Source organism: uncultured Corynebacterium sp., from assembly GCF_937999985.1.
Classification (GTDB): Bacteria; Actinomycetota; Actinomycetes; order Mycobacteriales; family Mycobacteriaceae; genus Corynebacterium.
Genome location: NZ_CALLDG010000114.1, coordinates 1 through 26788 on the forward strand (window position 1 = coordinate 1; position 26788 = coordinate 26788).

Annotated in this window: 22 protein-coding genes; 11 read left to right on the top strand and 11 right to left on the bottom strand. The window is 62.1% G+C overall.

The genetic code is table 11. The features are described 5' to 3' along the window. From prs to Q0331_RS05505, 10 genes are all read left to right on the top strand, one after another. Positions 1–549: ribose-phosphate diphosphokinase (prs, locus tag Q0331_RS05460; RefSeq protein ID WP_298075457.1), on the top strand; the 549-nt coding region annotated here is incomplete at its 5' end. A 279-nt stretch (positions 550–828) separates the two neighbouring features. Then, positions 829–1473 carry a 50S ribosomal protein L25/general stress protein Ctc gene (locus tag Q0331_RS05465; protein WP_298075458.1) on the top strand — a complete coding sequence of 215 codons (645 nt, stop codon included), beginning with the start codon at positions 829–831 and terminating at the stop codon, positions 1471–1473. 160 nt (positions 1474–1633) lie between these two features. Beyond that, positions 1634–2215, top strand: a complete 582-nt coding sequence (gene pth, locus Q0331_RS05470; RefSeq protein WP_298075477.1) for an aminoacyl-tRNA hydrolase — start codon at positions 1634–1636, stop codon at positions 2213–2215. Then, the gene (gene pth / locus Q0331_RS05475; RefSeq protein ID WP_298075459.1) at positions 2215–2940 is read left to right on the top strand and encodes an aminoacyl-tRNA hydrolase; all 726 of its coding nucleotides are present in this window, start codon (positions 2215–2217) and stop codon (positions 2938–2940) included. Before pth (Q0331_RS05470) ends, pth (Q0331_RS05475) begins: the two co-directional genes overlap by 1 nt. A 228-nt stretch (positions 2941–3168) precedes the next feature. After that, positions 3169–5871 carry an acyltransferase family protein gene (locus Q0331_RS05480; RefSeq protein ID WP_298075460.1) on the top strand — a complete coding sequence of 901 codons (2703 nt, stop codon included), beginning with the start codon at positions 3169–3171 and terminating at the stop codon, positions 5869–5871. Between the two features lie 27 nt (positions 5872–5898). Then, positions 5899–7545 (top strand): peptide chain release factor 3, encoded by a 1647-nt coding sequence (locus Q0331_RS05485; protein WP_298075461.1) that lies wholly within the window; start codon positions 5899–5901, stop codon positions 7543–7545. An 84-nt stretch (positions 7546–7629) separates the two neighbouring features. Then, positions 7630–10056 (top strand): MMPL family transporter, encoded by a 2427-nt coding sequence (locus Q0331_RS05490; RefSeq protein ID WP_298075462.1) that lies wholly within the window; start codon positions 7630–7632, stop codon positions 10054–10056. 10 nt (positions 10057–10066) lie between these two features. Continuing rightward, positions 10067–10729 (top strand): TetR/AcrR family transcriptional regulator, encoded by a 663-nt coding sequence (locus Q0331_RS05495; RefSeq protein ID WP_298075463.1) that lies wholly within the window; start codon positions 10067–10069, stop codon positions 10727–10729. A gap of 168 nt (positions 10730–10897) precedes the next feature. Continuing rightward, complete coding sequence (locus Q0331_RS05500; RefSeq protein ID WP_298075464.1) at positions 10898–11629, top strand: TetR/AcrR family transcriptional regulator; 732 nt, start codon at positions 10898–10900, stop codon at positions 11627–11629. Between the two features lie 54 nt (positions 11630–11683). Beyond that, the gene (locus tag Q0331_RS05505; RefSeq protein ID WP_298075465.1) at positions 11684–12430 is read left to right on the top strand and encodes a nicotinamide riboside transporter PnuC; all 747 of its coding nucleotides are present in this window, start codon (positions 11684–11686) and stop codon (positions 12428–12430) included. Positions 12431–12433: 3 nt separating this feature from the next. On the opposite strand, the gene Q0331_RS05510 is transcribed toward Q0331_RS05505, so the two are convergent. Beyond that, positions 12434–13513 carry an enoyl-CoA hydratase/isomerase family protein gene (locus Q0331_RS05510; RefSeq protein WP_298075466.1) on the bottom strand — a complete coding sequence of 360 codons (1080 nt, stop codon included), beginning with the start codon at positions 13511–13513 and terminating at the stop codon, positions 12434–12436. Between the two features lie 54 nt (positions 13514–13567). After that, entirely contained in the window at positions 13568–14548 is a 981-nt protein-coding gene (ppk2, locus tag Q0331_RS05515) for a polyphosphate kinase 2 (protein ID WP_298075467.1), read from the bottom strand. A gap of 110 nt (positions 14549–14658) precedes the next feature. Between ppk2 and Q0331_RS05520 the strand changes: the two genes are divergently transcribed. Beyond that, entirely contained in the window at positions 14659–15942 is a 1284-nt protein-coding gene (locus Q0331_RS05520) for a glycosyltransferase 87 family protein (RefSeq protein ID WP_298075468.1), read from the top strand. Positions 15943–15971: 29 nt separating this feature from the next. Here the strand turns inward: Q0331_RS05520 and Q0331_RS05525 are convergent, their stop codons facing one another. The 9 genes from Q0331_RS05525 to Q0331_RS05565 all read right to left on the bottom strand — a co-directional run. Then, positions 15972–17453 (bottom strand): L-serine ammonia-lyase, encoded by a 1482-nt coding sequence (locus Q0331_RS05525; protein ID WP_298075469.1) that lies wholly within the window; start codon positions 17451–17453, stop codon positions 15972–15974. A 42-nt stretch (positions 17454–17495) separates the two neighbouring features. Further along, the gene (locus Q0331_RS05530; RefSeq protein WP_298075470.1) at positions 17496–17825 is read right to left on the bottom strand and encodes a putative quinol monooxygenase; all 330 of its coding nucleotides are present in this window, start codon (positions 17823–17825) and stop codon (positions 17496–17498) included. Between the two features lie 102 nt (positions 17826–17927). Beyond that, positions 17928–19781 carry an alpha/beta hydrolase gene (locus Q0331_RS05535; protein ID WP_298075471.1) on the bottom strand — a complete coding sequence of 618 codons (1854 nt, stop codon included), beginning with the start codon at positions 19779–19781 and terminating at the stop codon, positions 17928–17930. After that, positions 19768–21630 (bottom strand): ABC-F family ATP-binding cassette domain-containing protein, encoded by a 1863-nt coding sequence (locus Q0331_RS05540; RefSeq protein WP_298075472.1) that lies wholly within the window; start codon positions 21628–21630, stop codon positions 19768–19770. Before Q0331_RS05540 ends, Q0331_RS05535 begins: the two co-directional genes overlap by 14 nt. Beyond that, positions 21623–22660 (bottom strand): 4-(cytidine 5'-diphospho)-2-C-methyl-D-erythritol kinase, encoded by a 1038-nt coding sequence (locus Q0331_RS05545; RefSeq protein ID WP_298075473.1) that lies wholly within the window; start codon positions 22658–22660, stop codon positions 21623–21625. The genes Q0331_RS05540 and Q0331_RS05545 overlap by 8 nt, the downstream gene beginning before the upstream one ends. Next, complete coding sequence (rsmA, locus tag Q0331_RS05550; RefSeq protein WP_298075474.1) at positions 22657–23607, bottom strand: 16S rRNA (adenine(1518)-N(6)/adenine(1519)-N(6))-dimethyltransferase RsmA; 951 nt, start codon at positions 23605–23607, stop codon at positions 22657–22659. The genes Q0331_RS05545 and rsmA overlap by 4 nt, the downstream gene beginning before the upstream one ends. A gap of 95 nt (positions 23608–23702) precedes the next feature. Then, positions 23703–24884 (bottom strand): resuscitation-promoting factor, encoded by a 1182-nt coding sequence (locus Q0331_RS05555; protein WP_298075475.1) that lies wholly within the window; start codon positions 24882–24884, stop codon positions 23703–23705. Between the two features lie 313 nt (positions 24885–25197). Then, complete coding sequence (locus Q0331_RS05560; RefSeq protein ID WP_298075476.1) at positions 25198–26115, bottom strand: TatD family hydrolase; 918 nt, start codon at positions 26113–26115, stop codon at positions 25198–25200. Positions 26116–26160: 45 nt separating this feature from the next. Next, on the bottom strand, positions 26161–26788 hold a 628-nt coding region (locus Q0331_RS05565; RefSeq protein ID WP_367274967.1), incomplete at its 5' end, for an MFS transporter.

The window sequence follows — 26788 nt, forward strand, 5'->3', positions numbered from 1 at the left end:
CAGATTCAGGGCTTCTTCGACGGTCCGGTGGATCACATGCACGCCATGCCGATCCTGACCGACTACGTGAAGACCAACTACAACCTGGACAACATCTGCGTGGTCTCCCCCGACGCCGGTCGCGTGAAGGTGGCCGAGAAGTGGGCCAACGTGCTGGGCGATGCCCCGCTGGCGTTCATCCACAAGACCCGCGACGTGGACGTGGCCAACAAGGTCACCGCCAACCGCGTGGTCGGTGACGTGAAGGGGCGCACCTGTGTGCTGCTGGACGACATGATCGATACCGGTGGAACCATCGCCGGCGCCGTCGGCGTGCTGCGCGAGGCTGGTGCGGGCGACGTAATCATCGCCACCACCCACGGCGTATTCAGCGGTCCGGCGCGCGAGCGTCTGAGCAGCTGTGGCGCCCGCGAGATCATCACCACCGATACCCTGCCGCAGTCCACCGAGGGCTGGGATAACCTGACAGTTCTGCCGATCGCCCCGCTGGTGGCCAAGACCATTCACGAGATCTTCGAGAATGGCTCCGTGACCACGCTGTTTGAGTAGTTTTAATCCCCGGTTGGGGGTGTGCTAACATACTTTCGAATCTCGGCGAGGGCTGAATTCCTACATAGAATTTGGCCGTTATCGGCGCGAAAAGCACACTCCCTCTTCTTTTTGTGTGACGTAACCTTTCAAAGCGAGTCCGCTCGTGTGCGGGTGCGTGACCAATGAAACTGTGGGATGCATACACGCCGCGAGATATCGCGGCATTTTTTATGTCCGCGATAGAAACGCAAGAGCGATTCAGAGCAATCTGAAACACAAAATTTGAAGGAGAAAATCATGGCTGACATTACCCGCCTGAAGGGCGAGCTGCGCACCGAGTTCGGCAAGGGCGCTTCCCGCCGCCTGCGTCGTGACTTCCGAGTTCCGGCTGTTGTTTACGGCAACAAGCTGGACCCAATGCACGTTCACGTGGACATCCTGGAGTTCCAGGCAATCCTGCGTAACGAGGGCGTGAACGCCGTTCTGGAGCTGGAGATCGAAGGCCAGGATCACCTGGTCATGATCAAGGCTGTGGACCAGAACGTGCTGACCCTGGACGTGGACCACGCTGACCTGCTGAACGTTAAGCGCGGCGAGAAGGTTGAGGTTGACGTTCCGGTTGTCTTTACCGGTCAGCCTGCTCCGGGCGCTCTGGTCACCCAGGAGGCAGACGTCATCACCATCCTGGCCGACGTTCTGAACATTCCGGAAGAGATCACCGTCGACATCGAGGGCAAGGAAATCGGCGACCAGGTTCTGGCCGGCGACCTGCAGATGCCGGGCAACGCAACCCTGGTCTCCGAGGAAGACACCCTGATCATCAACGTTGTGGAGCCGGAGGAAGAGGAACTGCCGGAGCCGGACGAGGAGGGCGAAGGCGCCGAGGGCGAGGCTGCAGAGGCAGCCGAGGGCGAATCCGCAGAGGGCGAGTCCGAGGAGTAATCCACCCCCCTTTCCCCCACTGGGCCACACCGCGTGCAGTTTTCGCACCGGGTGGCCCTTTTTGTCGTTCTTTTTTATTGACGCCCACCCACGGCCGCGGGGGCTGTCCGGGGTGGACAGTACAATAACCGTCAGTGAGCTAGAGAGAGGGCTGGAGACGGTGGCGTCACCAAATAAGAAACAACACACCAACAGCGACACGTGGCTGATCGTCGGGCTGGGCAATCCCGGCGATAAATACGCCAACACCAGGCACAACGTTGGGCGCATGGTGATCGGTGAGCTGCTGGATCGGCAAGTACCCGCGGCCAGCCTGAACACCCACAAGAAGACGAACACGGACATTGCCGAAGTGACGATCACGGGGCGCAAGGTGGTTCTGGCGCAGCCGCGGACCTACATGAATGTGTCGGGCGGGCCGGTGCAGCAGTTGGCGGCGTTTTTCAAGATCCCGGCGGAGAACATCATCGTCGCCTACGACGATCTCGAGGGCGATCCGGGGGCGGTGAAGCTGCGGCAGTCCGGTGGTGACAAGGGGCATAACGGGTTGAAGTCCATCACGAAGTCCCTGGGCACGAAGGACTACTGGCGCCTTTCATGCGGCATTGGACGGCCGCCCGGGCGCATGGATCCGGCGGCCTATGTGTTGAAGCCCTTCCCCAGGTCGGAGGCGGCGGATGTGGCGATCATGTGCGCTGACGCAGCCGACGAGGTTGAGCGCACCCTCGGTGTGGGAAACTAGTGGCTGTGTCTTTCCTCCAATCTCTATTGTCCGTTTTCCGCAAGAACTCCGCGTCGCAAGGGCCTGCAGCTAATAGTGCTGGCGCTAGGCCTGCGAAGCGTGCCAAGCTCACCGTCGGGCAGCTGCAAGAGTTTGCCCCTGAATGGATTGTGATCGGCCTGGGTAATCCCGGCGCCAAGTACGCGGAAACCCGGCACAACATCGGCTATTGGCCGATTGATCGCCTGGTTGAGCGGTATGAGGCGCAGTGGCTGCCGGTGGAGGGCCAGAAGGCTCATGCGGCGTTGATCACGGTGGAAGAAACCCCCGTGGTGCTGCTCCGCTCCACGACGTACATGAACAACTCCGGTGAGGCGGTCGGGCCGCTAGCTTCTGCTTTGAGCCTGCCGGCGGAGCGGGTCATTGTCTGCCACGACGAGCTGGACATCGCCACTGGCCAGGTGCGCATCAAGGATAAAGGCGGCGAGGGTGGCCACAATGGACTGCGTTCAATGACTGCCGAGCTGGGCACCCAACACTACGTGCGCATCCGCATGGGCATCGGCCGCCCGCCTGAGGGCACATCTGTGATTGATTTCGTTTTGAGCCCGTTCGAGGATGCAGACATCGACCCGGAGAGCGGATGGATGGAGAACACGCTTCAAGATTCGGTGGACTCAGTGACGCTCATCGTGAACAATGGCACAGACATTGCGCGAAACGATATCCACACACGCAAGCACTAATAAATGCTGCGGTGCAGGTAGCGCGCAGTAACGAGAATACTCGCGGGTTTTCGAGCTAACTAGCGTTAGTATTGTTGAATCAATGCACTCGATCTTGCCTTTGGGAGATGCAAAGTGAAGCAGGTTTTTGGACTACTGCGCGCTGTTCGTAACGCTCGAACAGGTTCAGCGAAGTCGTCCCCCGACCAGCAGAAACACCAAGAATCTGGTGTATCTTCCGGGGCTTCTGTGTCTTCTAAACCGTCTGCGGATTCCAAGCCTTCTGAGGAGAAGACCTCTGCAGAGAAAAAGCCTGCCCCTCCGAAGCAGGAACCGGTGAAGCAGGAGTCAAAAAAGGCAGCTTCCAAGGCGACCACGCAGCCACCAATCAAGCTCTCCGCAGTCGGCGCCCCCAAGGCCCCCTCCGCTCCGAAGCCACCAAAGGCTTCCGCTCCCCAGAATCAGAAGCCACCGAAGGCAACCGCAGCCTCGCAGGATCCCAAGAAGTCCACTACGGCTGCGAAGGCCCCCAAAGCAGACAAAAACAAGAAGCAGACAAGCACTAGCCCCAAGCAGGCTGCTACTACCCGGCCAGCTGCGGCTGCTCCGGCCATCAAACTCGGTAGCGTAGGCGCGCCGCCTGCCCCGGGGGTTGCACCTGGCGTGACGCGACAAGCACCTGCACCCAAGAAGTCAACGCCTCCCGCGAAACCTGCACCCAAGCAGGCCGCCAAGTCGGCGCCCAAAAAGACGCCCGCAGCAAAGGCCACGCCGACTGCAAAGCCGAAGGCTGAACAGAAACCGGCTGCCAAGCAGGCTCCCAAGAAGGCGACCCAACCGAAGGCGGAGCCGAAGCCGGTGCCCGCGCCAGCTGCGAAGCAAGCACCCAAGCCAGTCGCGAAGGCAGAGCCGAAGCCGGTGCCGCCAGCGGCGGAGAAGTCGGCGTCACAACCCAAGAAACAGCCCGGACCGAAACAGGTGGCGACGGCACAACCTGCGCCACAGCAGAACAACGTGCCGGAAGCGCTGGCGATCCCGCCGGAAAACAAGACGGTCAAGAAAGATCGCCGTGCGCGCCTGCGCCAGGTCAAGGGACTCGATGGCCTGCGTGGCCTCGCCGTGCTCGCGGTGGTGATCTACCACTTCTTCGGCGATATTCTGCCCGGCGGCTACCTGGGTGTGGACCTGTTTTTCGTCCTATCGGGCTTCCTGATCACCTCGCTGCTGGTGCGCGAGTACCGGGTAAACAACACGATCAGCCTGAAGGACTTCTGGATCAGGCGTTTCCGCCGAATCCTCCCCGCCGCGCTGGTCACGCTGTTTATAGTCACCGCAATCGTCACCGCCATAGGTGGGGACATCGCCGTGGGCATCCGCGAGCAATTCCTGGGCACGCTGTTCTTCGTCAACAACTGGACGCAGATCGCTACTTCCCAGTCGTACTTCGCGGAAAACGAGGTCCAGGTTTTCGCCCACTACTGGTCGCTGGCTGTCGAAGAGCAGTTCTACATCATCTGGCCGCTGGTGACACTCGGGATTTTCGTGTTCACCCAGCGCCGACTCCACCGCAGTCCGCGCCGCGTCCCGATGCTGGTGACGGCGCTGCTGGCCGTGCTCTCCGCTGCGGCCATGGCGCTACTTTTCACCCCCGGCGAGGATCCAACGCGCGTCTACTACGGCACAGATACACACGCTTTCGGCCTGCTCATCGGCGCTTTCCTCTCGCTGGCTGTCACCTCCACGCGCAACGATCCGCGAGTGGACTCCTGGCCGTCGGCAGGCAAGTTTGAGGCGCGGGTTGCAGGCGCGATCGGTGCCCTGGCGCTTGTCGGCTACGTCATCCAGCTGCTATTTATGGGCGACGACCTGGCGGTGACCTACCAGGGCGGCCTGCTGCTGACCAGCGTGCTGGGCGTGCTGATGATCTGGGGCGTGATCCGCGAGACCGGCCCGCTGACGTGGGTCTTCCGCACCAATGTCATGCGCTGGCTCGGCCAACGCTCGTTCTCGTTGTACCTGTGGCACTGGCCGGTCATCATGATTCTGCGCGCTCTTTTTGACGCCGACGGTCATATGGACCACAAGTGGATTCTCGGGCTGGCAGCGGTGCCGATCGCTCTGCTGATCTCCGAGATTTCCTACCAGCACGTGGAGAACCCCTTCCGCCGCCGCGGCTACAAGCAGACGTGGAAGGACTACTGGGCTTCCCGCCCCAGCTTCCACGAGATCAACGAGGGCTTTAAGAAGGTCGCATGGCCTGTCGTGCCACTGCTCGTCGTGGCTTGCGTCGGTGGCGTGGTCTACGGAGTGGTGAACTCCAACGACAAGACCGCACTGGAGCAGGAACTGGACCAACTGCAGCGCATGAACCAGGAGACTAACAAGAGCAATGCCCCCGCCCCCGCCACTCCGCCGCCGCCGAAGGAAGAGAAAGCCGCGGCCGTGCAGGGCAAGGACATCACCGCCGTGGGTGACTCCGTGATGCTGGCAGCCAGCGAAGCACTGAACACCAACTTCCCGGGCATTTACATCGATGCGGACGTCTCCCGCCACTACACCGCCGGTATGGACGTGCTGCGGCAGCTGAACGATTCCGGCAAGTTGCGCAAGAACGTATTCCTCAGCTTCGGCACCAACGGCCCGGCCTTCCCAGACCAGTTGGAGGAGATGATCAACCTCATCGGCCCCGACCGCCAGATCTTCATGGCTATGCCCTACGGCGATCGCGAGTGGATGGCGCAGTCCCGCCAGGATGTGCTGGACGCAGCCAAGGCGCACGACAACGTCTACATCGCGGACTGGTGCGGCCACGCGCAGTCCCACCAGGATCTGCTGTTCGAAGATGGTGTTCACCCAATGCCCGAGGGCGCGCAGGAGTACGCGAAATCCTTCGACGAGGCGCTGGCCCAGGCCGCGACCCACGAGAAGAAGACCACGACTACCTGCGCCTAATGCCCACCCGCTAGACTTATGGGCATTATGAGTACAACCGCATCCGAAGCCTCGCGCCGCCGCACATTCGCCGTCATCGCCCACCCGGATGCCGGTAAATCCACCCTCACCGAGGCGCTTGCGCTGCACGCCCACATGATCAAGGAAGCCGGCGCCGTACATGGCAAGGCCGGTCGCAAGTCCACCGTCTCCGACTGGATGGATATGGAGAAGGACCGTGGCATTTCCATCGCCTCCTCCGCACTGCAGTTTGAGTACGCTCCGGAGGGCCACGACGGCGAACCCTTCATGATCAACCTGGTCGATACCCCGGGCCACGCGGACTTTTCGGAGGATACCTACCGTGTTCTTTCTGCCGTGGACGCCGCAGTGATGCTCATTGATGGTGCGAAGGGTCTGGAGCCGCAGACGCTGAAGCTGTTCCGCGTGTGCAAGGCCCGCGGCCTGCCGATCGTGACCGTCGTAAACAAGTGGGACCGCCCGGGCCGCAGTCCGCTGGAGCTGGTGGACGAGATCGTCAACGAGATTCAGCTGCAGCCCACTCCCCTGTTCTGGCCGGTCGGCGAGGCCGGCGACTTCCGCGGGTTGGCGCGCATCAACGACGACGGCGAGGCCGAGGAATACATCCACTTCCTCCGCACCGCAGGCGGATCGACCATCGCCCCGGAGGAGCACTACACCCCGGAGCAAGCCGCAGCGCGGGAGGAAGACGTATGGGAAACTGCCGCTGAAGAAGTAGAGTTGCTGGCCGCCGACGGCGCGTTGCACGACCAGGAGCTGTTCCTGGAGTGCACCACTTCCCCGCTGATTTTCGCCTCCGCGATGCTGAACTTCGGCGTGCACCAGATTCTGGACACCCTCTGCGCTTTGGCGCCCGCACCAGCGGGTCGCGATTCCGACCCGAAGGTGATCGAGGCCGCCGCGGGCGGAAACTCCGTCGCGGTGGAGGAGCACCGCGACCCCACCGACGATTTTTCGGGCGTGGTGTTCAAAGTGCAGGCGGGCATGGACCGCAACCACCGTGACTCCCTGGCCTTCATGCGCGTGGTCTCAGGTGTGTTCGAGCGCGGCATGCAGGTCACACATGCTCAGTCCGGCCGGTCTTTCTCCACGAAGTACGCCCTGACTGTCTTCGGCCGCACCCGTGCCACCGTGGAGGCCGCCTACCCCGGCGACATCGTGGGTCTTGTCAACGCTGGTTCGCTCGCCCCGGGAGACACGATCTACGCCGGCAAGAAGGTGCAATTCCCGCCCATGCCGCAGTTCGCACCGGAGCACTTCCGCACACTGCGCGCGAAGTCGCTGGGCAAGTACAAGCAGTTCCGCAAGGCCCTCGAGCAATTGGATTCCGAAGGCGTTGTGCAGATTCTGCGCAACGACGCACGCGGTGACGCCAACCCGGTCATGGCCGCCGTCGGCCCGATGCAGTTTGAGGTTATGCAGGCTCGAATGGACGTTGAGTACAACGTGGAGACCGTGGCCGACCCCGTCCCTTACTCTGTCGCTCGTCGTACTGACGCCGAGTCCGCGCCGGTGCTGGCCAAGCAGCGAGGCGTGGAGATCTTCACCCGCACAGACGGGGAGCTGATTGCCCTATTCGGCGACAAGTGGAAGCTAGCCTTCGTGGAGAAGGAACACCCGGAGCTGACGATGGAGACCCTGGTTGCCGACTAGGCGGAGTAGCGATTCGTCGCGACCCCATCAAAAATATTTGCACATCCATTGCAATGTTTCACATGCTGTGCAAATATTTTATGCATGGCAAAATTCCTGTATCGCGTAGGCCGCTCCGCCTACCTTCATAAGTGGCGCTTCCTCGCCGTCTGGCTGATCGTGCTGATCGGCGTGGGCACCGCCTCCGCACTGTTAACCAAACCAACCTCGCAGTCCTTCACCATCCCCGGCCTGGAATCCATCGAAACCCAGGAAAGGATCAAGGAGGAGTTCCCCAATGGCGAAGACACCGACCAGTTAGAGGCAGCCACGGGCAAGCTCGTGATCCAAGCCCCTGAAGGTCAGACTCTTGCCAAGGGCGAGGCTGCACAGTCGACCGAGGACATCCTTCAAGCACTGCAAGAGCTTGATTTCCTGAAAGACAAAGAAAAGCTCGTCTCCCCCGTGCTGGCCAGCGAAAGCATGCACCAGCAAATGGCTCCCATGAAGCAGAAGCAGGGAATGCCGAAGGAGCAGATCGCCTCTGACATCGCCGCACTAAGCCCGCTGAGCCCCGACCAGCGCACTGGCACCATCGAGATTTCCTTCGATGCGGAAACTGCAGCAGACGTGCCCGCAGAGGACGTGCAAAAATTCGAAGAAGCAGTAAAGGACAACGAGGGCAACCTCAAGGTTGGCTGGAACGGTAACGCATTCCAGCAGCCGGAGATGAGCATGGCCTCCGAAGCCATCGGCCTGGCCGTCGCCGCCATCGTTCTAATCGTCACCTTCGGCAGCCTCGTCGCTGCAGGCCTGCCACTGCTGTCTGCAGTGATCGGCGTGGGCACTGGCATTGGCATCGTCATGGCAGCCACCTCCGTCACAGACAACATCAACTCCATGACCCCCACCCTGGCCTCCATGATCGGCCTGGCCGTCGGCATCGACTACGCGCTGTTTATCCTCTCCCGCTTCCGCAATGAGCTAGTCGCCCATGTGGATGGTCAGGATCTGGAACCGAAGGAACTGCAGCAAAAGTTCAAGACGATTCCTGTCAAGGAACGCGCCCACCTAGCCGGCTTGGCCGTCGGCAAGGCAGGCTCGGCCGTGGTCTTCGCAGGCCTGACAGTGCTGATTGCACTGGCAGCACTATCCATCATTAACATTCCGTTCCTCACCGCGATGGCCCTGGCCGCCGCCGGTACCGTTGCCATCGCCGTGATCGTCGCAATCACTCTTCTGCCCGCCATCATGGGGCTCATTGGCACGAAGGTCTTCGCAGGTCGCGCACCTATCGTCAAGGCACCGGACCCGGAAAACGAAAAGCCGACTATGGGACTGAAGTGGGTGCGCATCATCCGCAAGAAGCCCGCCCTGTGGCTGGTAGGGGCTGCAGTATTGCTGGTTCTGTTGGCCATCCCCGCAATGAACCTACGCCTCGCCATGCCCTCCGATGGTTCTATGGCCAAGGGCACCCCCAACCGCGTCGCCTACGAAATGACGGAGGAGGGCTTCGGAGCGGGCCGCAATGCCCCGATGGTTGCCCTCGTTGAATACCCCGACCTCAACGACAAGGAAAAAGCTGCCGCCACGCAGCAGGCCGTTGCCACCCTACAGGGCACCGAAGGCGTAGAGAACGCCCAGGTAGTGCAGACCAATGGCGATCCGCGCAACCCGTCCGACCTGGGTACTGCAGCCCAGGTGATGATCACCCCGTCCTACGGCGCAACGGATGCCCGTGCCGCCGATGTCCTGGAGCAGATGCGTGACGAGGAAGCCGGATACACCGAAAAAACCGGGGCAACCTATGCCATCACCGGCGTCACCCCAATGTACGAGGACATTTCACAGCGCCTGTCGGACGTCCTCATCCCCTACATTGCAATTGTCCTGGCGCTAGCATTCGTTCTGCTGATGGTCGTCTTCCGTTCCATCTGGGTGCCGCTAATCGCAGCGTTGGGCTTCGGCCTGTCGGTGGCCGCCACGTTCGGCGTCACCGTCGCGCTGTGGCAGGAGGGCTTCGGCGGCATCATCGACGACCCGCAGCCCATCATCTCCTTCCTGCCCATCATGCTGATCGGCATTGTCTTTGGCCTAGCCATGGACTACCAGGTCTTCCTGGTCACTCGTATGCGCGAGGGCTGGGCGCACGGCAAGACCGCCGGCAACGCCACCGCCAACGGCTTCAAGCACGGCGCGCGTGTGGTCACTGCAGCCGCACTCATCATGATTTCCGTCTTCGCCGCATTCATCATGGCCGACGAGCCCTTTATTAAGGTAATGGGCTTTGCCCTGGCCGCCGCCGTATTTTTTGACGCCTTCATCGTCCGCATGACCTTTATCCCAGCAACGATGTTCCTTCTCGGCGAACAGGCGTGGAAGTTCCCCAAGTGGCTGGCAAAGATCGTCCCCGCCGTCGATGTCGAGGGTGAGAGCCTGGTGGGATTGAACGCCGACGGCAGTCGAGATTCGGAGGCTCCCCCAGCGGAAGCTTCGGCACGCCCGCTGAAGTCGCAGGAAAGTGAGAAGTAAGGCCTGCGAGATGAGCCGCCACAACGGAAACCAACCGGATAAGAACGCGCTCGGCCTGCGGGATCGCAAGAAGGCGGAAACTCGCAGGCGTATTGCCCATGCCTCTGTTGAGCTGTTGGTGAATGAAGGTGCTGAGAATACGACAATTGCTCGCATAGCAGAAAAGGCCGAGGTTTCCGCACGCACTTTTCACAACTATTTCCCTCACCGTGAAGCGGCGTTGTTGTTCATCCTGAATCAGTTCATTGATGAAATGATTTGTATGGTAAATACTGCCAAGCCAGGACAACACTTGATTGTGGTAGCAGAGAGTATCGCCGTAAACTTTTATAATCGCCCGGCAGAGAATCCGAACAGCATCGAAACGCTGTCTCGCCTCGCCGACCACCTTCACGGTATTCCTCCGCAAATCAGAAAGGAGCTCTTCGCGGACGGTGACCGCTCCTTCAGCAACGGAATGGAGTTCTTCTCCCCGCTTGTACAGGCATTTCAACAGTACAGCGAAAGAGAAGGACGAGAATTGAGTACTGCGAATGCGCTACTACTCATCAACACGGTTCTGTTTGTCCCCAGCATTTTCATGGAACTTAACAAGGCCGGAAACTCCACTACCGAAGAGGACATTAGAAATGCCTTTCATTTGCTAGCGGGAGGACTTTCGAAGCTCGGATAGCCCTGGGAAAAATATTTTAGATATCACACTATTTCCCGGGCAAGACTCTTTGAAAATGTTCTTCAAATCTGTCCGTCGTAAATATCAGACCTGCTACACTATCCTGCATTCATCCCTTTCCTGCATACAGGACAAAACGGGCAAAATGAAAGGTGTTCCCCCACTCTCATGTCGACCAGCGCGACCATCCCCGAGCCCTCCGCGTCACGACGCGAACAGAAGAAGGCCGAAACGAAGCAGAATCTCATCGATTCAGCCATTGAGCTGTTCATGGGTTACGGCCCCGAGGCCGCGACAGTCCACGCCATCACCAAGCGAGCTGGAGTATCCACCCGCACCTTTCACAACTACTTCGAGCGCCGCGACGACGTATTCGCCTACTACTTGCACGAGGTCTTTGCACACTTCGCCCGCCGCATCCGCGAGATTGCAGCGAACCACCCCACCGGCCGCATCGTGGACATCATGCGCGATGCAATGTGGATCTACTGCTTCCCACCTCAGGGTGAGCAGATAGGATCTGGTGCCTCTGAGGCCCCGACTCTTTTGTCTCACCAGTTCGGCGAAACCCAGCTAATGGACCCCGCCGTTCCAGACATCCGCAAGTTCAAACCTCTGCTCATCATGCTGGAGAATCCGCAGGATAAGAGCAGCAGTGAACACTTGGACGTGGACCTACCTACCCTCACAGAACCTGGAACCAAGGCGTTGTGCGATGTAGACCCCGACCTCTCCCCCTTCAAGGCATTCCTGTTGCTGGATGTTTCCTTCAGCATCGCCATGCGCGCCGTAGAGGCAGCTGCGGACGAGCGGCTATCCGGTGGCCTCAGCCCCGAGGATCTCTACAACCAGGCCTTCGACATGCTGGCCCGTGTCGATCGCGTTGAGGACGAAAAGTAGTCGCCTCACCAAGAATCAAACCCGGTTTCCTTTGCCCAGACCCGATGAGGGAAGATGGGCACTGTGGAATCAGAGGGAATCTTTACAACGCTTCTCAACGCAACGCTGATCATCGGTGGCTACCCGATCCTCTGGCGCGAAATCATCGGCAATCTTTTCGGCCTAGCCTCCGCCGTCGGCGGGATGAAGCGCGTGGTGTGGGCCTGGCCCGTGGGAATCGTCGGCAACGTGCTGCTGTTCACGGTGTTCCTGGGTGGGCTGTTCCACACCCCACAGGATCTGGACCTCTACGGCCAGGCAGGCCGCCAGGTGATGTTCCTCATCGTCTCGCTGTACGGCTGGTATCAATGGAGCCGCGCCCGCACTGCCGGCATGCGCGAGCCTGATAACACCGACCCCTCCCGCTCCATCGTCAGCGAGCCCGCCGCCGACAGCGCCGCAGTGCAACCCAGCTGGGCCAGCACTAAGGAACGCCTCGGCATGCTCGCCTTTGCGGTGATCGGCACCGTAGTCTTCGCACTGATCTTCGACGCGCTAGGTTCGTGGGGGCCGTGGGCAGACGCCTGGATCTTCACCGGCTCCATCCTGGCCACGTTCGGCATGGCCCGCGGCTGGACGGAGTTCTGGCTGATCTGGATCGGCGTGGATATTGTCGGCGTACCTCTGCTGCTCGCCGCGGGCTACTACCCCTCCGCGGCGCTATACGTGGTCTACGGCGCGTTCGTGCTGTGGGGATTCTTCGTGTGGCTGCGGGTGCAACGCACGAAAGCCACCGGCGCCGCAGGCGCCGGCAGCAGCTAGTACCTAGCCCAGTAGCGCCCGCCATTTCTCCGCGTCCACGTCATCCGTGGAAGCCGGCTCGAACTGCGCGTTGTGGTCCTTGTGTTCCAGCACTGCGCGCACTCCCTCGATGAAGTTCGGCCCCCGGCGCAGCTCACCACCGACCTTGAATTCCATATCCAGCGCCTCGCGCAACGTTGCGCCCTCCGCGCGGCGGAACAACTCCACCGTGGCCACGAGGCTCTCCGGGTTGGCACCCTTCAAGGAATCGGTCACCTTGGTTATTAACTGCGCCAATTCGGCGTCCGAAGCAGAACCCTCATCCCGCACGATCCGGGCTTCGATGTCTGCCCAAGTACCTTCGGCGAAGGTCCGCTCGATCCACTCCGCGTGCTGCTGCAGCGTAGAGGTGGGCTCGTCCAACTCCTGCGGATCCAGTGCATTAGACCGCAGCGCCTCGGGAAGGTCGCCCGAATGCAGGTCGGATTCGAAAGCATGCACATCCGCCACCAGGTTCGTGGCCAGGCCAGTGTACAACATGTCCGCAGGGCTTAGGCGCCAGCCCGTGGTGGCGATGAAAAGCCCCATAGCGGGCGAGCAATCCAGGTGCGTCAGCCGGTAAGACATACCCACGTCGGGCACAAACCCGATTGCAGCCTCCGGCATTGCCCCCAGGGTGCGCGGAGTGACCACGCGGTGCGAGCCATGCATGGAAATACCCATGCCGCCGCCCATCACGATGCCTTCCAGCAGCGCGATCACGGGCTTGTTTACCCGCGACAGCCGCTCATTGAGGTCGTACTCTTCCTCAAAGAAGGAGTCCCCGAAGCGGTACATGCGCTTCATGTCTCGCATCCGCACGTAGCGCACGTCCCCGCCTGCGCAAAAGGCCCGGTCGGAGGACGACTTGATCACGATGAACTGAATCCAATCATCGTCGGCCCATTTGTCGACCGCCTCGCGGATTAGGCGGATCATCTCCACGTTTAAGGAATTTAGAGCCTTAGGGCGATTCAGCTCAATAACCCCGACGTGACCTGCGACGACGGTCGTTACTTCCGCATCCGGGTCGTACGTCGGGTGCTTCCTTCTCTTGTCTGCCATGTCACCATAATTACAGGAACGACAAGGAAGTGCAGCCTAATTTAAATCTAAGGTCTACTTAGATTTCTTGTCCTTCTTGGATTTCTTGCCTTTCTTCTTTTTGTCGCCCTTGTTCTTTTTGGACGCCGCAGACTCCTTGCCCTCGGACTTCGACTCCTTCTTGGATTTCCCCTCGGACTCAGCTTCCTGGGCCTGCTTGGCTTCCTCGGCCTGCTTCTTCAACAGGTCCTTCTCCAGCAGCTTCGCCACGTCGGGCACGTAGCGGAACTGGGTGCGCGGCGGGCGCTCGTAGGTGGATTCGGATGCCGGACGCTCCGGAATCTTCGGCACGTTCTTTTCCACATACTCCCAGGGGATCGTGTTCAGCAGGTGATTGATCACGTTGATGCGGGAGCGCTTCTTATCCTCGGACTCCACGGTGTACCACGGGGCGGACGGGATGTCGGTGTGTACGAACATCTCATCCTTCGCACGGGAGTAGTCCTCCCAGCGCGTGATGGACTGCAGGTCCATCGGGGACAGCTTCCACTGGCGCAGCGGGTCGGACTGGCGGGACTGGAAGCGGCGGATCTGCTCTTCATCGGACACGGAGAACCAGTACTTGCGCAGGATGATGCCGTCCTCAACCAGCAGGCGCTCGAAGATCGGAGCCTGGTGCAGGAAGCGGCGGTATTCCTGGGTGGTGCAGAAGCCCATCACGCGCTCCACGCCAGCGCGGTTGTACCAGGAGCGGTCGAAGATGACGATCTCTCCGGCGGTGGGCAGCTTCTCGATGTAGCGCTGGAAGTACCACTGTCCCTTCTCGCGCGAGCTGGGGGCCGGCAGAGCCTCGATGCGGCAGACACGCGGGCTGAGGTACTGGGTGATGCGCTTAATCGCGGACCCCTTGCCCGCCGCATCGCGTCCCTCCATCACGATGACGATGCGGGCTCCGGTTTCCACCACCCACTGCTGCATTTCGACGAGTTCAGCTTGGAGCCTTTTGAGCTCCTTTTCATAGGCCTGTTTGTCCAGCTTGGGAAGTCTATCGCTCATTGTTCCAAGTTTAGTTCTTCGCAGGCCGAACGCCTAATAATCTCTCAGCTTTTAGGCCTTACTAAGCCTGGGCGAGAGCAACCTCACAGATAATGCAATAATTAGCCCTTATGCAGACAAAGGAAGCCTCTTCGGCGCGATTGGAAAACTTCAGACACCTCAAGATCAACCTCCCGGTCAAGATCGCGTTGAGTGTGCTGCTGGTGCTTTCTGTCCTACCGAAGATCTTCAACACCCGCGGCTTCCACTACAACCTGGACCTGGACGTCTACCGGGTGGGAGCACAGCGCGTTCTGGACGGACAAGAGCTCTACAGCGGCCACTTCCACATCATCGGCGATACGTATCTGCCGTTTACGTACCCGCCGATTTCGGCTCTGTTGTTTACTCCCCTGGCGGTGATGCCCTATAACCTGGCCGCCGTTTTGCTGGTCTGCGCCACGGTGACTGTCACTTGGTGGGTGCTCGCCCACACCGTACACGCGGCAGCGCGCCTGGATCGCGCCTCCGCAGGCTGGGTGGCGGTAATCCTCACCGCTGTGCTGATCCACTTAAGCCCCATCCACACCACCCTGGCCTATGGACAGATCAACGTTCTGCTGATGGGTATGGTCTTCGTCGATGCGCTCGTCGTGCCGCGTCGCTACCGTGGGCTGCTCACGGGTGCGGCGGTTGCTATCAAATTGACGCCCGCAGTTTTCGGCCTGTGGTTCCTTCTGCGCAAGGACTGGGGTTCCATCCTGCGCATGGGCGCAGGCACGCTCGGCACTACGGCTCTAGCCTGGCTTATCCTGCCGCGGGACTCTCTGGAATATTGGACGCACACGCTGCGCGAAACCGGGCGTATCGGCAACCACGAATACGCCCTGAACCAGAGCATCAACGGTCTGCTCTACCGCTTCGGCTTGCGTACGGACGATTCTTCCAGCTTGCTGTGGGTAGTGCTGGTGTGCGTTTCGCTGGCAGTCATCACCTACGTCATGATCAAGCTGCTCCGGGTACAGGCACCGATCGTCGCGCTGTGCGTCAATTCCCTGTTTGCACTGCTGGCCAGCCCAGTCTCCTGGAACCACCACTGGTCGTGGGCTCCGGTGCTACTGGTGGCTCTGGCCTGCTACGCGATTGCGGATCCCACTTCCCCGCTGGCCACTCCGCGCTGGCTGTGGAGTGCCCTGGTTGCCCTAGGCTTTGTCGCTTTCGCCTTCGAGCCCACCGCTTTCGTGCCTTTCCAGGAGCAGCGCGAATTGGAGTGGAATGCCTGGCAGGCACTCATGGGTAACTCCTACCTGTGGTGGACAATCCTGGCCCTGTTGGTAATGACGATTCGCCTCGCGCTTTACCGCGGCAAGACTTCCGACAAGACCCCAGTCTCTGAGGCAAGCTCCGAAGCTTAAAGGGTTTTAGGGACTTAAGCCCCTTGCCTTTAGCACTCCGGCACGTTCACGGAGACGTTCGTCGCCAACCCGCCACCGGCCGTTTCCTTGTACTTTTCGGACATGTCCCTGCCGGTCTGCCGCATGGTCTCAATGACCTCATCAAGGGTGACGTGATGGTCCCCGTCGCCGCGCATCGCCATCTTGGCTGCGTTGATGGCCTTGCCCGCACTGATGGCATTTCTTTCGATGCACGGGATCTGCACCAAGCCACCGATGGGGTCACAGGTGAGCCCCAGCGAATGCTCCATCGCAATCTCCGCCGCGTTCGCCACCTGTCGCGGAGACCCTCCCAGCACCTCAGCCAGCCCGGCGGCGGCCATGGAGGCCGCAGAGCCGACTTCACCCTGGCAGCCGACTTCTGCGCCGGAAATGCTGGCACGCTCCTTGTACAACGAGCCGATCGCGCCTGCGGCCAGCAGGAAGCGCCGGTTCACCTGGAATGGGTCCTGCTTGCCGGCAGGCGTGAACTCGCGGGCGTAAAACAGCACGGCCGGGATGATTCCCGCGGCGCCATTCGTCGGCGCGGTGACCACCCGCCCACCAGCTGCGTTCTCCTCGTTTACCGCCAAGGCGATCAGGTTCACCCAGTCCTCGGAGAACTCGGCAGTGCGGTTCGGGTCCTCCTCCATCAGCTGGTCGTACCAGTGCTTCGCGCGACGGCGAACCATCAAGGCTCCGGGCAGCACTCCGGCGAAGGTTACTCCACGCTTGGCGCAATCCTGCATGGCCTGGGCGATGGCATCCAGGTTCGCATCGATCTGCTCGTCGGTGCGCAGCGACTGCTCGCAGCGCCGCTGCACCTCCCCCAGGCTAATGCCCGCGTGCTCCGCCAGGGAGATCAGCTTGTCGCCGGACTCGAACAGCCACTGCCCGCTGAGCTCGTCCAGGGTGGGGACCTCCTCCTCGGTACGGATGAAACCACCACCGATGGAATAAAAAGTCTGCTTCAGCGGCTCGGACAGGCCGCTGACCACGAAAGTCACAGCATTCGTGTGAATCGAACGGCGCACGGTCGGCCGCAGCACAATGTCTTCGAAACCGCAGGTGACGGGCAGGTTCTTATCGCCCGCCAGATAAATGGTGCGAGTCTGGCGGATCTCATCCAGCCGGGACTGCATGTAATCCGGATCGACCTGCGCCGGATCGGCGCCGTCCAGGCCCAGCAGGCAGGCCCCCAGCGTGCCGTGTCCAGCACCCGTAGCGGCTAACGAGCCATACAGGACAACGCTGATGCTCAGCGGATGTTCGCTCTCATCGGGCAGGCTCACCACGTCGGCCAGCTTGTCGGAGCCCAGCGGGCGCAGCCCCTCCTCGGTTGCTGAGTCGGCGGCGCGGGGAGACGTGGCGTCATCCCCCAAAAAAGCCTTGGCCCGCTGCGCGAAGGACAGTCCCGCGCGCATCGGTCCGACGGTGTGCGAAGAAGACGGGCCGACGCCGATCTGAAAGAGGTCGAAAACGCTGACAGTCATAGTGGTGCTAAGAGGGTGATGTGAAAGAGGTGGGTTTAAGAGCTAGTTATCCTCGACGCGGAACTCGGCCATGCGGTCCCACTCGGTCTTTCCTGGGATCTTCGTGTTGATGATCTCCGGGGTCTCCAGCAGGTACTTCGGCATCTCGTCGCAGGCGCGCTTGAAGTGCTCGGACTCTACGTGGGCAACGTCGGCATCGTCCTGGAAAGCCTCGATCAGCAGGTACTCGTTTGCATTTTCCGGATCGCGGAACCAGTCGAAGAAGATGTTACCTACCTCGTCGCGGGTGGCCTCGGTGAACCAGGAGACCTCCTGCAGGAAGTTGTCGGCGAACTCGGGGCGGACCTTGTACTTTACGTTGATGAGGATCATGGTGCCCCACCCTACGCTGTGCACCCGAGTGTTGGCAGATGCCCAGCTGGCCGAGGATTTTTGGCCCTGCACCCGGTACTGCGCCCGGTACTGCGCCCGGCTCTAGCCGTTGTCCACGCCGACTTCCTTCTCCGGGCCTTGGGATTCCATCGCCGCGTCCAACTGCTTGCGAAGCTCCTCGGCGCGCTGCGGGTTGAAGTCCCGCCCGCCGACCATTGCCAGCATCCCGTCCAGCACACTGTTGCCGTAGTTGTGCCCGTGGCCATTCGGCACGTTGGCCGCAACCGGAAGATCCATGGTGACCTGCCAGAAGGTCACAAACGGGATCCAGGACATAGACGGCGAGCGGTCAAAACCCGCCGGTTCCTTCAGCCAATCGGGTTCCTGGGCGATCAGCGACGGCGACCACCACACCACCGGGTCCGAAGGGTGCTGGATAAACAGGATTCGCGGTTGATGCCAGCCAGCGCGGGAGTTCAGATCTTCTTCTCGACGCCACCGCCAGATCTCATCGGAGTTCTCCGCAAAGCGGACATTAAGCCCGCCCGCGTATTCGGCAGAGACTTGCGGCGAGCCGGGGTCTCGCCGATCCACCAGGTCGTGCCAGAGCTTGTTGGAGTTCGGCGGCCCCACCCACAGCAGACCATCCACGCTAGAGACGATGTCACGCACGCCAGAGAATGCCCCACTGCCCGCGTTGGTTCCCAGCGATTCGCCGTAGACGTACAGCTTCGGGCGGTCGTTCTCCGGCAGAGTGTGCCACCAGTCCACGACGGTGGAGACCAGCGCCTCTCCCGCGTCTTCCACGCGCTGCTGGTCGGCGATGAACTGCACGCCACTGGGCAGGTAGGAGTACTGGGCCGAGGCAATCGCGGAATCGCCGTCGAACATCAGCTCGAAGGCCTGGGCGGCAGTGGGATTTACCCACCCGGTGCCGGTTGCGGGAACTACGAGCAACGCCTCGCGGTTCTTCGCACCGGTTCTCTTCAGCTCCTCGACCACGCTTTCCGCCCGTGCCTTATCCGTATCCTCGGTACCGTTTTCCAAGCTGGCGTATACACGGATGGGTTCCTTGCTGGGGCGGCCAGTCAGCTCTTCTAGCTCGTCCTTGTATAGACCTAAGCCGACGAACCTAGTGCCGAAGGCACCCAGATCCTCCCACTTGTTGGGTGACTGCGGGCTACCGGAGCGCTCCGGCACCTGGGGTTGCTCCAGATCCTCCCGAATCTCCTGGTCTCGGACCGAAAATACCTGTTCGGTGGCTCTGACAACCGTTCCGGGAACGACGGTATCCACCAGGAAAAGTAAGGCCATGCCGACGGCCAACCAGGCGAACAGCGGGCGGGTAACCCCACCCAAGCGGCGCCCCACGGGGCCGTCTTCCAACGCCTCGATCAGCCACAGCAGACCCTTACCCGCCAGCACGATCAGCGCCCACAGTCCGATGCCGATGGGCAACACCAGCAGGAACTCCGCCGCCGTATAAGCCTCCGCATCCATCAGATGCGCCAACTCCTGCTGCCAGCGCACGGCGAAGGAAATCCACACAAGTAGCGACAGGATCACGACGGTCACGAAGCCGATCTCCAGGCCGTTCTTCAGCTTCCGCATCCCCCGGTCGCTGAGCTCCAGCCTGTCCTGCAGCTTTTCTAGCAGCCCCAAGGCCTTGCGTCGGCCCCGTCCCATGGGCTCATTGAAGCGCCGTTGCAGGAAAACCTCCCACAGCCAGTGCAAGAACACACCAACGATGTAGCCGGTGCCGCCGGAAATGCCCGCGACCACGCCCTGAAATAGCCAGTCGCGCGGCAGCAGCGAAGGCGTCAGCGAAGCCGCGAACAGCAGCGCGCCGACGATCACGCCGCCGGGATCCACGTGCGCCTCCCACTGATCCCTGGCTGCGCTCAGCCTCTCTGTGATTTCCCCCTCTGCCGTGGAGGCAACATCAGCTATCTTCAAGCTTCTCCCCGATTTCCAGCCACTGCATCTCCAGCTCGCCGTGTTCCTCCTGGTTGGCTTTCAGGTCCTTATCCAGCGCCGCCAGCTCGTCCGTCACGGGCTCGCCGGTGGCTGCCTTCTCTGCCACCTCGTTCATCTTCTCGTGGATGGAGTTGATCTTCTGCTCGATCTTGGACATCTTCCTTTCCAGCGCACTCATTTCCTTGGTGAGTGCGTGAACTTCCTTGGCGCCGAGGCTGGGGCGTCCAGAAGAAACAGCGCCAGAACCGGCGGCGCCGGAGCTACCAGAACCAGAATCCGCAGCGTCGAAGGTCAGCGTGTTCTTGCGCCCCTCGTCGCTGGCCTCCTGCTTGCGGCGCTCCAGGTACTGCTCGATGCCACCGGGCAAGTTCGTCAGCCGGCCATCGCCGAACAGCGCCCAGGTGGAATCGCAGATGCGCTCGATCAGGTAACGGTCGTGGGAGATCACCACGAGCGTGCCGGGCCATTCGTCCAGGAGGCTTTCCAGCTCCTGCAGGGTGTCGATGTCCAGGTCGTTCGTCGGCTCGTCCAGCAGCAGCACGTTTGGCTCGGCCATCAGTACGCGGGTCAGCTGCAGGCGGCGCTTCTCGCCACCCGACAGGTCCCCGATGGGCGTGCGCTGGCGCTTCGCGCTGAAGCCCAGCCGCTCGGCCAGCTGGGAGGCGCTGATTTCCTTGTCGCCGAAGGTCACGTAGCTGGCGACGTCCTCGACCGACTCGATCAGGCGCTTCGTGGGATCCAGGTCGTCTAGCTCCTGCCGCAGCCACCCCAGGCGCACGGTCTTGCCCTCGATGCGACGGCCCTGCTCCAGCGGCGTCTCGCCCGCCAAGGTACGCAGCAGAGTCGTCTTGCCGGAACCGTTCACCCCCACCAGGCCGATGCGCTCGCCGGGACCCAAACGCCAGGTCAGGTCCTCGACAAGGGTGCGGCCGTCCGGGGTGGCGATGCGCGCGTTCTCCAGCTCGATTACCTTCTTGCCCTGGCGGCGTGCGGAGAAGCTCATCAGCTCCACCTTGTTGCGCATCGGCGGCACGTCGGCGATCAGGGATTCCGCAGCCTCGATGCGGTAGCGCGGCTTCGATGTGCGCGCGGGCGCACCGCGGCGCAGCCACGCCAGCTCCTTGCGCGCGAGGTTCTGGCGGCGCTGTTCGGCCGCATCCGCCTGCCGGGCGCGCTCGGCGCGGGCGAAGGTCCAGTCGTTGTAGCCACCCTCGTAGACGTCCACCGCGCCGTCGTGCACCTCCCAGGTGTGGTTGGCGACGGTATCCAGGAACCAGCGGTCGTGGGTGACCACAACCAGTGCAGTGTTGCGCCCCAGCAGGTGCTCGGCCAGCCACTGCACGCCTTCGACGTCCAGGTGGTTGGTCGGCTCGTCGAGGATCAGCAGGTCCAGGTCCTGTACCAACACGGCAGCCAGGCCGGTTCGGCGGCGCTCGCCACCGGACAGCGAATGCACGGGAGTATCCAGCCCCAGCCGGGCGATGTCCAGTCCGTTGAGTACACTGCGCACCTTCGGGTCGCCGGCCCATTCGTATTCCTGCAGACCTAGCGGTTCCAGCACTGCCCCGGCGACAGTCATGTCTTCCGGCGCGTCGCGCAGCACATCCTGGGTGACCATGGCCATGCGCAGGTCGTTGTTGTGGCTTACGCGCCCGGAGTCCGGCTCGTCCTTCCGGCTCAGGATATTCAGCAGCGTGGACTTGCCGCCGCCGTTGAGTCCGACCACGCCAATGCGGTCGTTACTATCCACGCCGAGGCTCACCTCGTCGAGCAGGGTCTTGAGCCCATAGATCTTCGAGACTTTTTCTAGGTTGATGAGGTTACTCAAGTACTTCTTCCCTTTTTATGACGCCCGCAGCCGCAGCCGGGGAACTCGTCGTCATCGTGGAGCTAGCTTTCCCGGCCACGCTAACGGCTGTCGCGACCTCCACCGCGTCGTCGGCGGATGCGCATAGCATGGCGACCGTGGGCCCGGAGCCGGAGACGATCGCGGCGATGGCGCCGGCCTCCTCGGCGGCCTTCAGGGTCTCGCGCAAGCTTGGCAGCAGACTGATGGCCGGGGCTTGCAGGTCGTTAACCAGCAGCTTTCCCACTTCTTCCGGGTTGCCTGTCCGCAGAGCCGCGATCAGCCCCTCAGGGCTTCCAGCTCGCGCGGCCTTGGGGCTAGCCTCCGAGGCAGCGGCGCGCTGCCGGTCCAGCTGCTTAAACACCTCCGGGGTGGATAGGCCGCGCTTGTCGGTGGCGATGGCCCAGTGATAGGTGCCCATGGCGATGACGGGCATGAGGTTTTCCCCTTTGCCCGTGCCCCTTGCTGTGCCGCCGAGCAGGCAGAAGGGCACGTCGGCACCCAGGTCGGCTGCGATGTCGGACAGTTGTGCGCCGTCCGGGCGGCGCGGGGAACGCAGGTCCGGAAAGTACAGCTCTGTCGCCGCAACCAGCGCCGCCGCCGCATCCGCCGATCCTCCGGCCATCCCGCCGGCGACGGGAATCCCCTTGTCGATGTGGATGTGCACGGGCGCGTCGGCCCAGGGGACGTGCGCGTCTCGTGCCAGTTTCTGGATGGCGGCGAGGGCCTTCCACGCCAGGTTGCTGGAATCCTGGGGCACCAGGTGGCTGTCGAACCCGGAGACGTTCCAGGTGCACGGCGCCGCTTCGGCCTCCTGCGCGCCTCGCGCGTCCCGCAGGGCGACGGTGACCTCTTCCTTCAGCGAGACGGACTGAAAAATCGTGTCGAGCTCGTGATAGCCATCCTCCCGAGCCGGCCCCACCCCGAGGTGCAGGTTCACCTTGCCGTACGCACGAGCCGTGACGGAGCGGTACTGGGGCTCCTGCGGGCCGAAGATGTGGGAAACAGTCATTGCGCACCCCTCAGCGAAGCCTCGGCCAGCTGCACGAACTGTTCCGTCGAGAGCTTCTCACCGCGCAGGGTCGGGTCGATCCCCGCGCTTCGCAGCGCATCTTCGGCCGCCTGGCCGCTGCCGAAGTGGCCGGACAGGGCGGCACGCAGCGTCTTGCGGCGCTGCAGGAAGGCGGCGTCTGCCAGAGCGAAAACCTCGCGGCGCAGCTGCTCGGCATCTAGCGGTTCAATACCCTGGTCTGCGTCAAACTGTTCGGCGCCCGACTGCCCGCCGGCCCACGGCTCTGCCCCTTCGGCGTAGCGGTCGATGCGCACCAGGCCGGAATCGATCTTCGGCGCTGGCCAAAAGACGTTCTTGCCGATAGTCGCCGCGCGGGCAACGGAGCCGTAGAAACCAGCCTTCACGCTGGGCACACCATAGATCTTGGATCCGGGCGCGGCGGCCAGACGGTCGGCGACTTCCAGCTGCACCATGACCAGAACGCGGTCGATGCTGGGGAACTCCTCCAGCATGTGCAAGAGCACGGGAACGGAGACGTTATAGGGGAGATTCGCCACCAGTGCGGTGGGAAGGGGGCGTCCAGCGTCGGCAAAGTCCTGCGCCGTGACCGCCATCGCGTCCTTGAGGATCACCGCCGCATCAGCTTCGCCTGCTCCCTGTTCATCCAGGGTGGCGGGCAGCTTGGCGGCGAGGCGCGGATCGATCTCCACGGCGGTAACGCTCGCGCCGGTTTCCAGTAGCGCAAGAGTCAAAGAGCCCAGGCCAGGGCCGATTTCCACCACGTTGTCGTCCGCGGTGACGTCGGCGGCCTTGACAATCTTGCGCACCGTGTTGGGATCGTGGACGAAGTTCTGCCCCAGCTTCTTAGTGGGGTTTAGGTCCAGCTCCTCGGCGAGCTGCCGGATCTCGTTGGGCCCCAGCAGCCGAATCTTCCGTTCATTCACCATTCACACGATAGTCGAGCTGATGCTCGATAAAAACCGAGGTTGGTGCGCGGCTGTGCACTGTTGTGCGCAGCCACGCGCTGCAAGTGGTCTACGGCTTAGCGCAGACCCATCTTGGAGGTGCAGGCAGGCCATGCGCCCCAGCCCTGTCCGGCCTGCACGCGCTCGGCAACTGCGATCTGCTGCTCGCGGGTAGCCATGTGGGCAGCAGGTGCGTACTCGGTGCCGCCGAAAGCAGCCCAAGTAGACGGGGTGAACTGCAGGCCACCGGAGAAGCCATTGCCGGTGTTGATGGACCAGTCGCCGCCGGCCTCGCACTGCGCCAGCTGGTCCCAGACGGAACCGTTGGCCACAGCCGGAGCTGCTGCGCCGGTGTTGGAGCCCTTGTCCTTGCCCTCGTCCTTGTCAGCCTTCTTGGTGCCGCGGATGATTACGCGCTCCTTCGGAGCGGTGATCTCCTTGCTGGACTTCTCCTCGCGGCTAACCTCTTCGCCGTTGACGGTGCGGACGGTCGCAACGACGCGAGCCTTGCCCGGCGCGCCCTTCTCTACGACCTTCTCCTCGCCCTCGGGCATGTTCGGGTCTTCCTTCACACGCTCCGGAGCCGGGATCTCCTCGATCTTGGTCTCCTCGCGGTTGGCGATGCGGGTGACCTCGACGTGCATGCCCTCCTTCAGAGGGGTGTTGGCGGCCGGGGTGACCTTGTCATCCTTGCCCAGCGGGGTGCCGCGCATCTCGAAGATCTCACCCACGGTGCGGGCAGGCAGGCTCATGCGGCCGTCCTTGCCACCGTCGTTCAGGGTGAACTTCTTCGGGGTAACGATCTCCAGCTCCATGCCGTCGAGCGGGATCTCCTGGTTACGTGCCTGGGACAGCTCGCTGACAGCGTCGCTGCGGCCGATCTGGTCCAGGAGGGAGCCGACGGTCAGCGCGGTGGTGTCGATCTTCTCCTGCTTGCCGTCGATGGTCAGGGCCACCGTGCGCGCGCTGCGGACGGTGATCTTGGAGTTGTCGCTGATGGCCTCGTCGAGTGCCGGGGTAACCATTGCGCGGTTGTCGATCTCCACACCAGCGGACTTCAATGCGCCCTCGACGTCGCCGGACATGGTGCTGGCCTGAATGATGTCGCCGTTGACATCCAGAGTGACCGACTTCTGCCCTGCCACCGCAACGCCACCACCGACAACCAGGGTCGCGAGCATGCCACCCGTGGCGATGCGCAGCGGGGTGGAGCTGGTGTTGTTAATGCGGTGCAGGTGGGACTTCTTCTTCGGTGACACTAGATCGTTGCCTCTCTTGTTACTGACGCCCTTTAGGTTTCAACCTCGCCACGTTCTGTGCACATAGCGACGGGGCGCCCGAACGCCGATTTTCTCAACTTTTGTCACAATACGATAACGATCCTTGTTAAACAAAGATCCGCGCCAAAATGTTCCGCAAATCACAAATATGGGGGTGCAGCTGCGATAACAGCAGCCACAGCCCCTAACAAGCATTAATTTCTATATCTTTTCGTTACCTGTCGTCACACCAGAAACAGGAACCTCACTAGCGGAGACACCTGCAGAGATATCGGTAAAACCACAGTGTGCACTAAGCGCCCAGGTCGATCCCGTAGAGCCGTTGAGCGTTCGCGGTGATCAGCTCCCCCAGCTCCTGCGGCTCTACCCCGCGCTGCTCCGCCACACAGGCCGCGGTGTATCCGACAAAGGCCGGCTCGTTGCGCGCGCCCCGGAAAGGCTCGGGGGTCATGTAGGGCGCATCGGTCTCCACCAGAATCTGCTCCGCCGGGGCAATGCGCGCGGCCTCGCGTAGCTCCTCATTGCGCTTGAAGGTCACGTTGCCTGCGAAGGACAGCACGTAGCCGCGATCCAGTGACTCCTTAGCCACGTCCAGCGGGGAGGAGAAGCAGTGCAGGATCACATTCTCCGGCTGCGGCGCGTCGGCGAGCACTCGCAGCAGGTCAGCATCGGCCTCGCGGTTGTGGATCATCAGCGCCTTGCCAGATTCGCAGGCCAGGTCAATGTGGAAGCGCAGCGCCGCTTCCTGCACCTCGATGCTCGGCGTTTCCTCCCCGTCACCTGGATCCTTGCCGATCCAATACGCGTCCAGACCGGTCTCGCCGATCGCCACGCAGCGCGGGTGGAAGGCCATCTCGCGCAAGCGCTCGCGCACTGCCCCCGTCACCGTCTGAGCCTTCGTCGGGTGCACGGCGCAGGCCGCCCACACGCGGTCGTGGAACTCCGCAGCCTGCAGGGCCTTCTCCGTTTCCTCGATTCCGTCGCCGACGGTGCACACGCCGCGCACGCCCACGGCATAGGCGCGATCCATGAATTCCCCCACCAGCCGGCGGTGGTCTTCCTCCCCGAACGCCCTGTCCCCTGCAACCGGCCCCACCACATCCTGCCGGTGCTGGTTCTTCAGCACCGTGGACCACAGGTGGGTGTGCGAGTCGAACAGCGGGACGATCGGCTCGGGCGGAACGGGTGTCGGACGCTTCTTCTTTGCCATGCCCACCACCCTAGCGCTCCCTTAGGCGGTGCTCTCTAGGCGGTTCTACGTGCGGTCGTCCACGAACACCTTCCGGCTGGCCACCAGGCCCGCCGCCAGCAAAACGAAGTTGAACCCCACAAGAACCAGCAGTCCGGCGGTCCAGGACGCAGTGGCGTCATAAAGAGCACCAAAACCAAAAGGCCCAATGCAGGCGACCGTGTACCCGATGCCCTGCGCGCCCGAGGACAAAACGGCGGCGGCCTTCGGTTGGCGGGTGCGGGTGGCGATCAGCATCAGCCCCAGCGGGAAGGTAGAGCAGCCCAGCGAAACCAACGAAATCCACACCACCGGCAGGCGCATCGGGTCGGTGATCACCATCAACAAGGCCACGAACATGCAGCTGCACGACAGGATCGTCACCCACGCCGCGCCGCGCTCAAAGCGCGAGGTCATCCACGGCACGATAAACGACGAGGCAGTTCCGACCAGCGCGAACACTCCGCCGATGATGCCGCCGAGCTGCGCCGACCCGCCGGACTCCACGATGATCTTCGGCGCCCATGTGATGAAGCAGTAGGAAATGGAGGACGTCATGGCGAACATCACCACGATCCCCCAGCTCACGGGGTTGCGCCACATGTGCCGATACGCACCGCGCGAGTCGCTGTTCTTGTTCTTTATGACGCCCAGT

Bases quoted from the DNA above. Each gene is read 5' to 3' on its own strand.
- Q0331_RS05465 (WP_298075458.1), top strand. From the start codon at position 829: ATGGCTGACATTACCCGCCTGAAGGGCGAGCTGCGCACCGAGTTCGGC.
- Q0331_RS05485 (WP_298075461.1), top strand. From the start codon at position 5,899: ATGAGTACAACCGCATCCGAAGCCTCGCGCCGCCGCACATTCGCCGTC.
- Q0331_RS05490 (WP_298075462.1), top strand. From the start codon at position 7,630: ATGGCAAAATTCCTGTATCGCGTAGGCCGCTCCGCCTACCTTCATAAG.
- Q0331_RS05495 (WP_298075463.1), top strand. From the start codon at position 10,067: ATGAGCCGCCACAACGGAAACCAACCGGATAAGAACGCGCTCGGCCTG.
- Q0331_RS05500 (WP_298075464.1), top strand. From the start codon at position 10,898: ATGTCGACCAGCGCGACCATCCCCGAGCCCTCCGCGTCACGACGCGAA.
- Q0331_RS05505 (WP_298075465.1), top strand. From the start codon at position 11,684: ATGGGCACTGTGGAATCAGAGGGAATCTTTACAACGCTTCTCAACGCA.
- Q0331_RS05510 (WP_298075466.1), bottom strand. From the start codon at position 13,513: ATGGCAGACAAGAGAAGGAAGCACCCGACGTACGACCCGGATGCGGAA.
- ppk2 (WP_298075467.1), bottom strand. From the start codon at position 14,548: ATGAGCGATAGACTTCCCAAGCTGGACAAACAGGCCTATGAAAAGGAG.
- Q0331_RS05520 (WP_298075468.1), top strand. From the start codon at position 14,659: ATGCAGACAAAGGAAGCCTCTTCGGCGCGATTGGAAAACTTCAGACAC.
- Q0331_RS05525 (WP_298075469.1), bottom strand. From the start codon at position 17,453: ATGACTGTCAGCGTTTTCGACCTCTTTCAGATCGGCGTCGGCCCGTCT.
- Q0331_RS05530 (WP_298075470.1), bottom strand. From the start codon at position 17,825: ATGATCCTCATCAACGTAAAGTACAAGGTCCGCCCCGAGTTCGCCGAC.
- Q0331_RS05545 (WP_298075473.1), bottom strand. From the start codon at position 22,660: ATGACTGTTTCCCACATCTTCGGCCCGCAGGAGCCCCAGTACCGCTCC.
- rsmA (WP_298075474.1), bottom strand. From the start codon at position 23,607: ATGGTGAATGAACGGAAGATTCGGCTGCTGGGGCCCAACGAGATCCGG.
- Q0331_RS05560 (WP_298075476.1), bottom strand. From the start codon at position 26,115: ATGGCAAAGAAGAAGCGTCCGACACCCGTTCCGCCCGAGCCGATCGTC.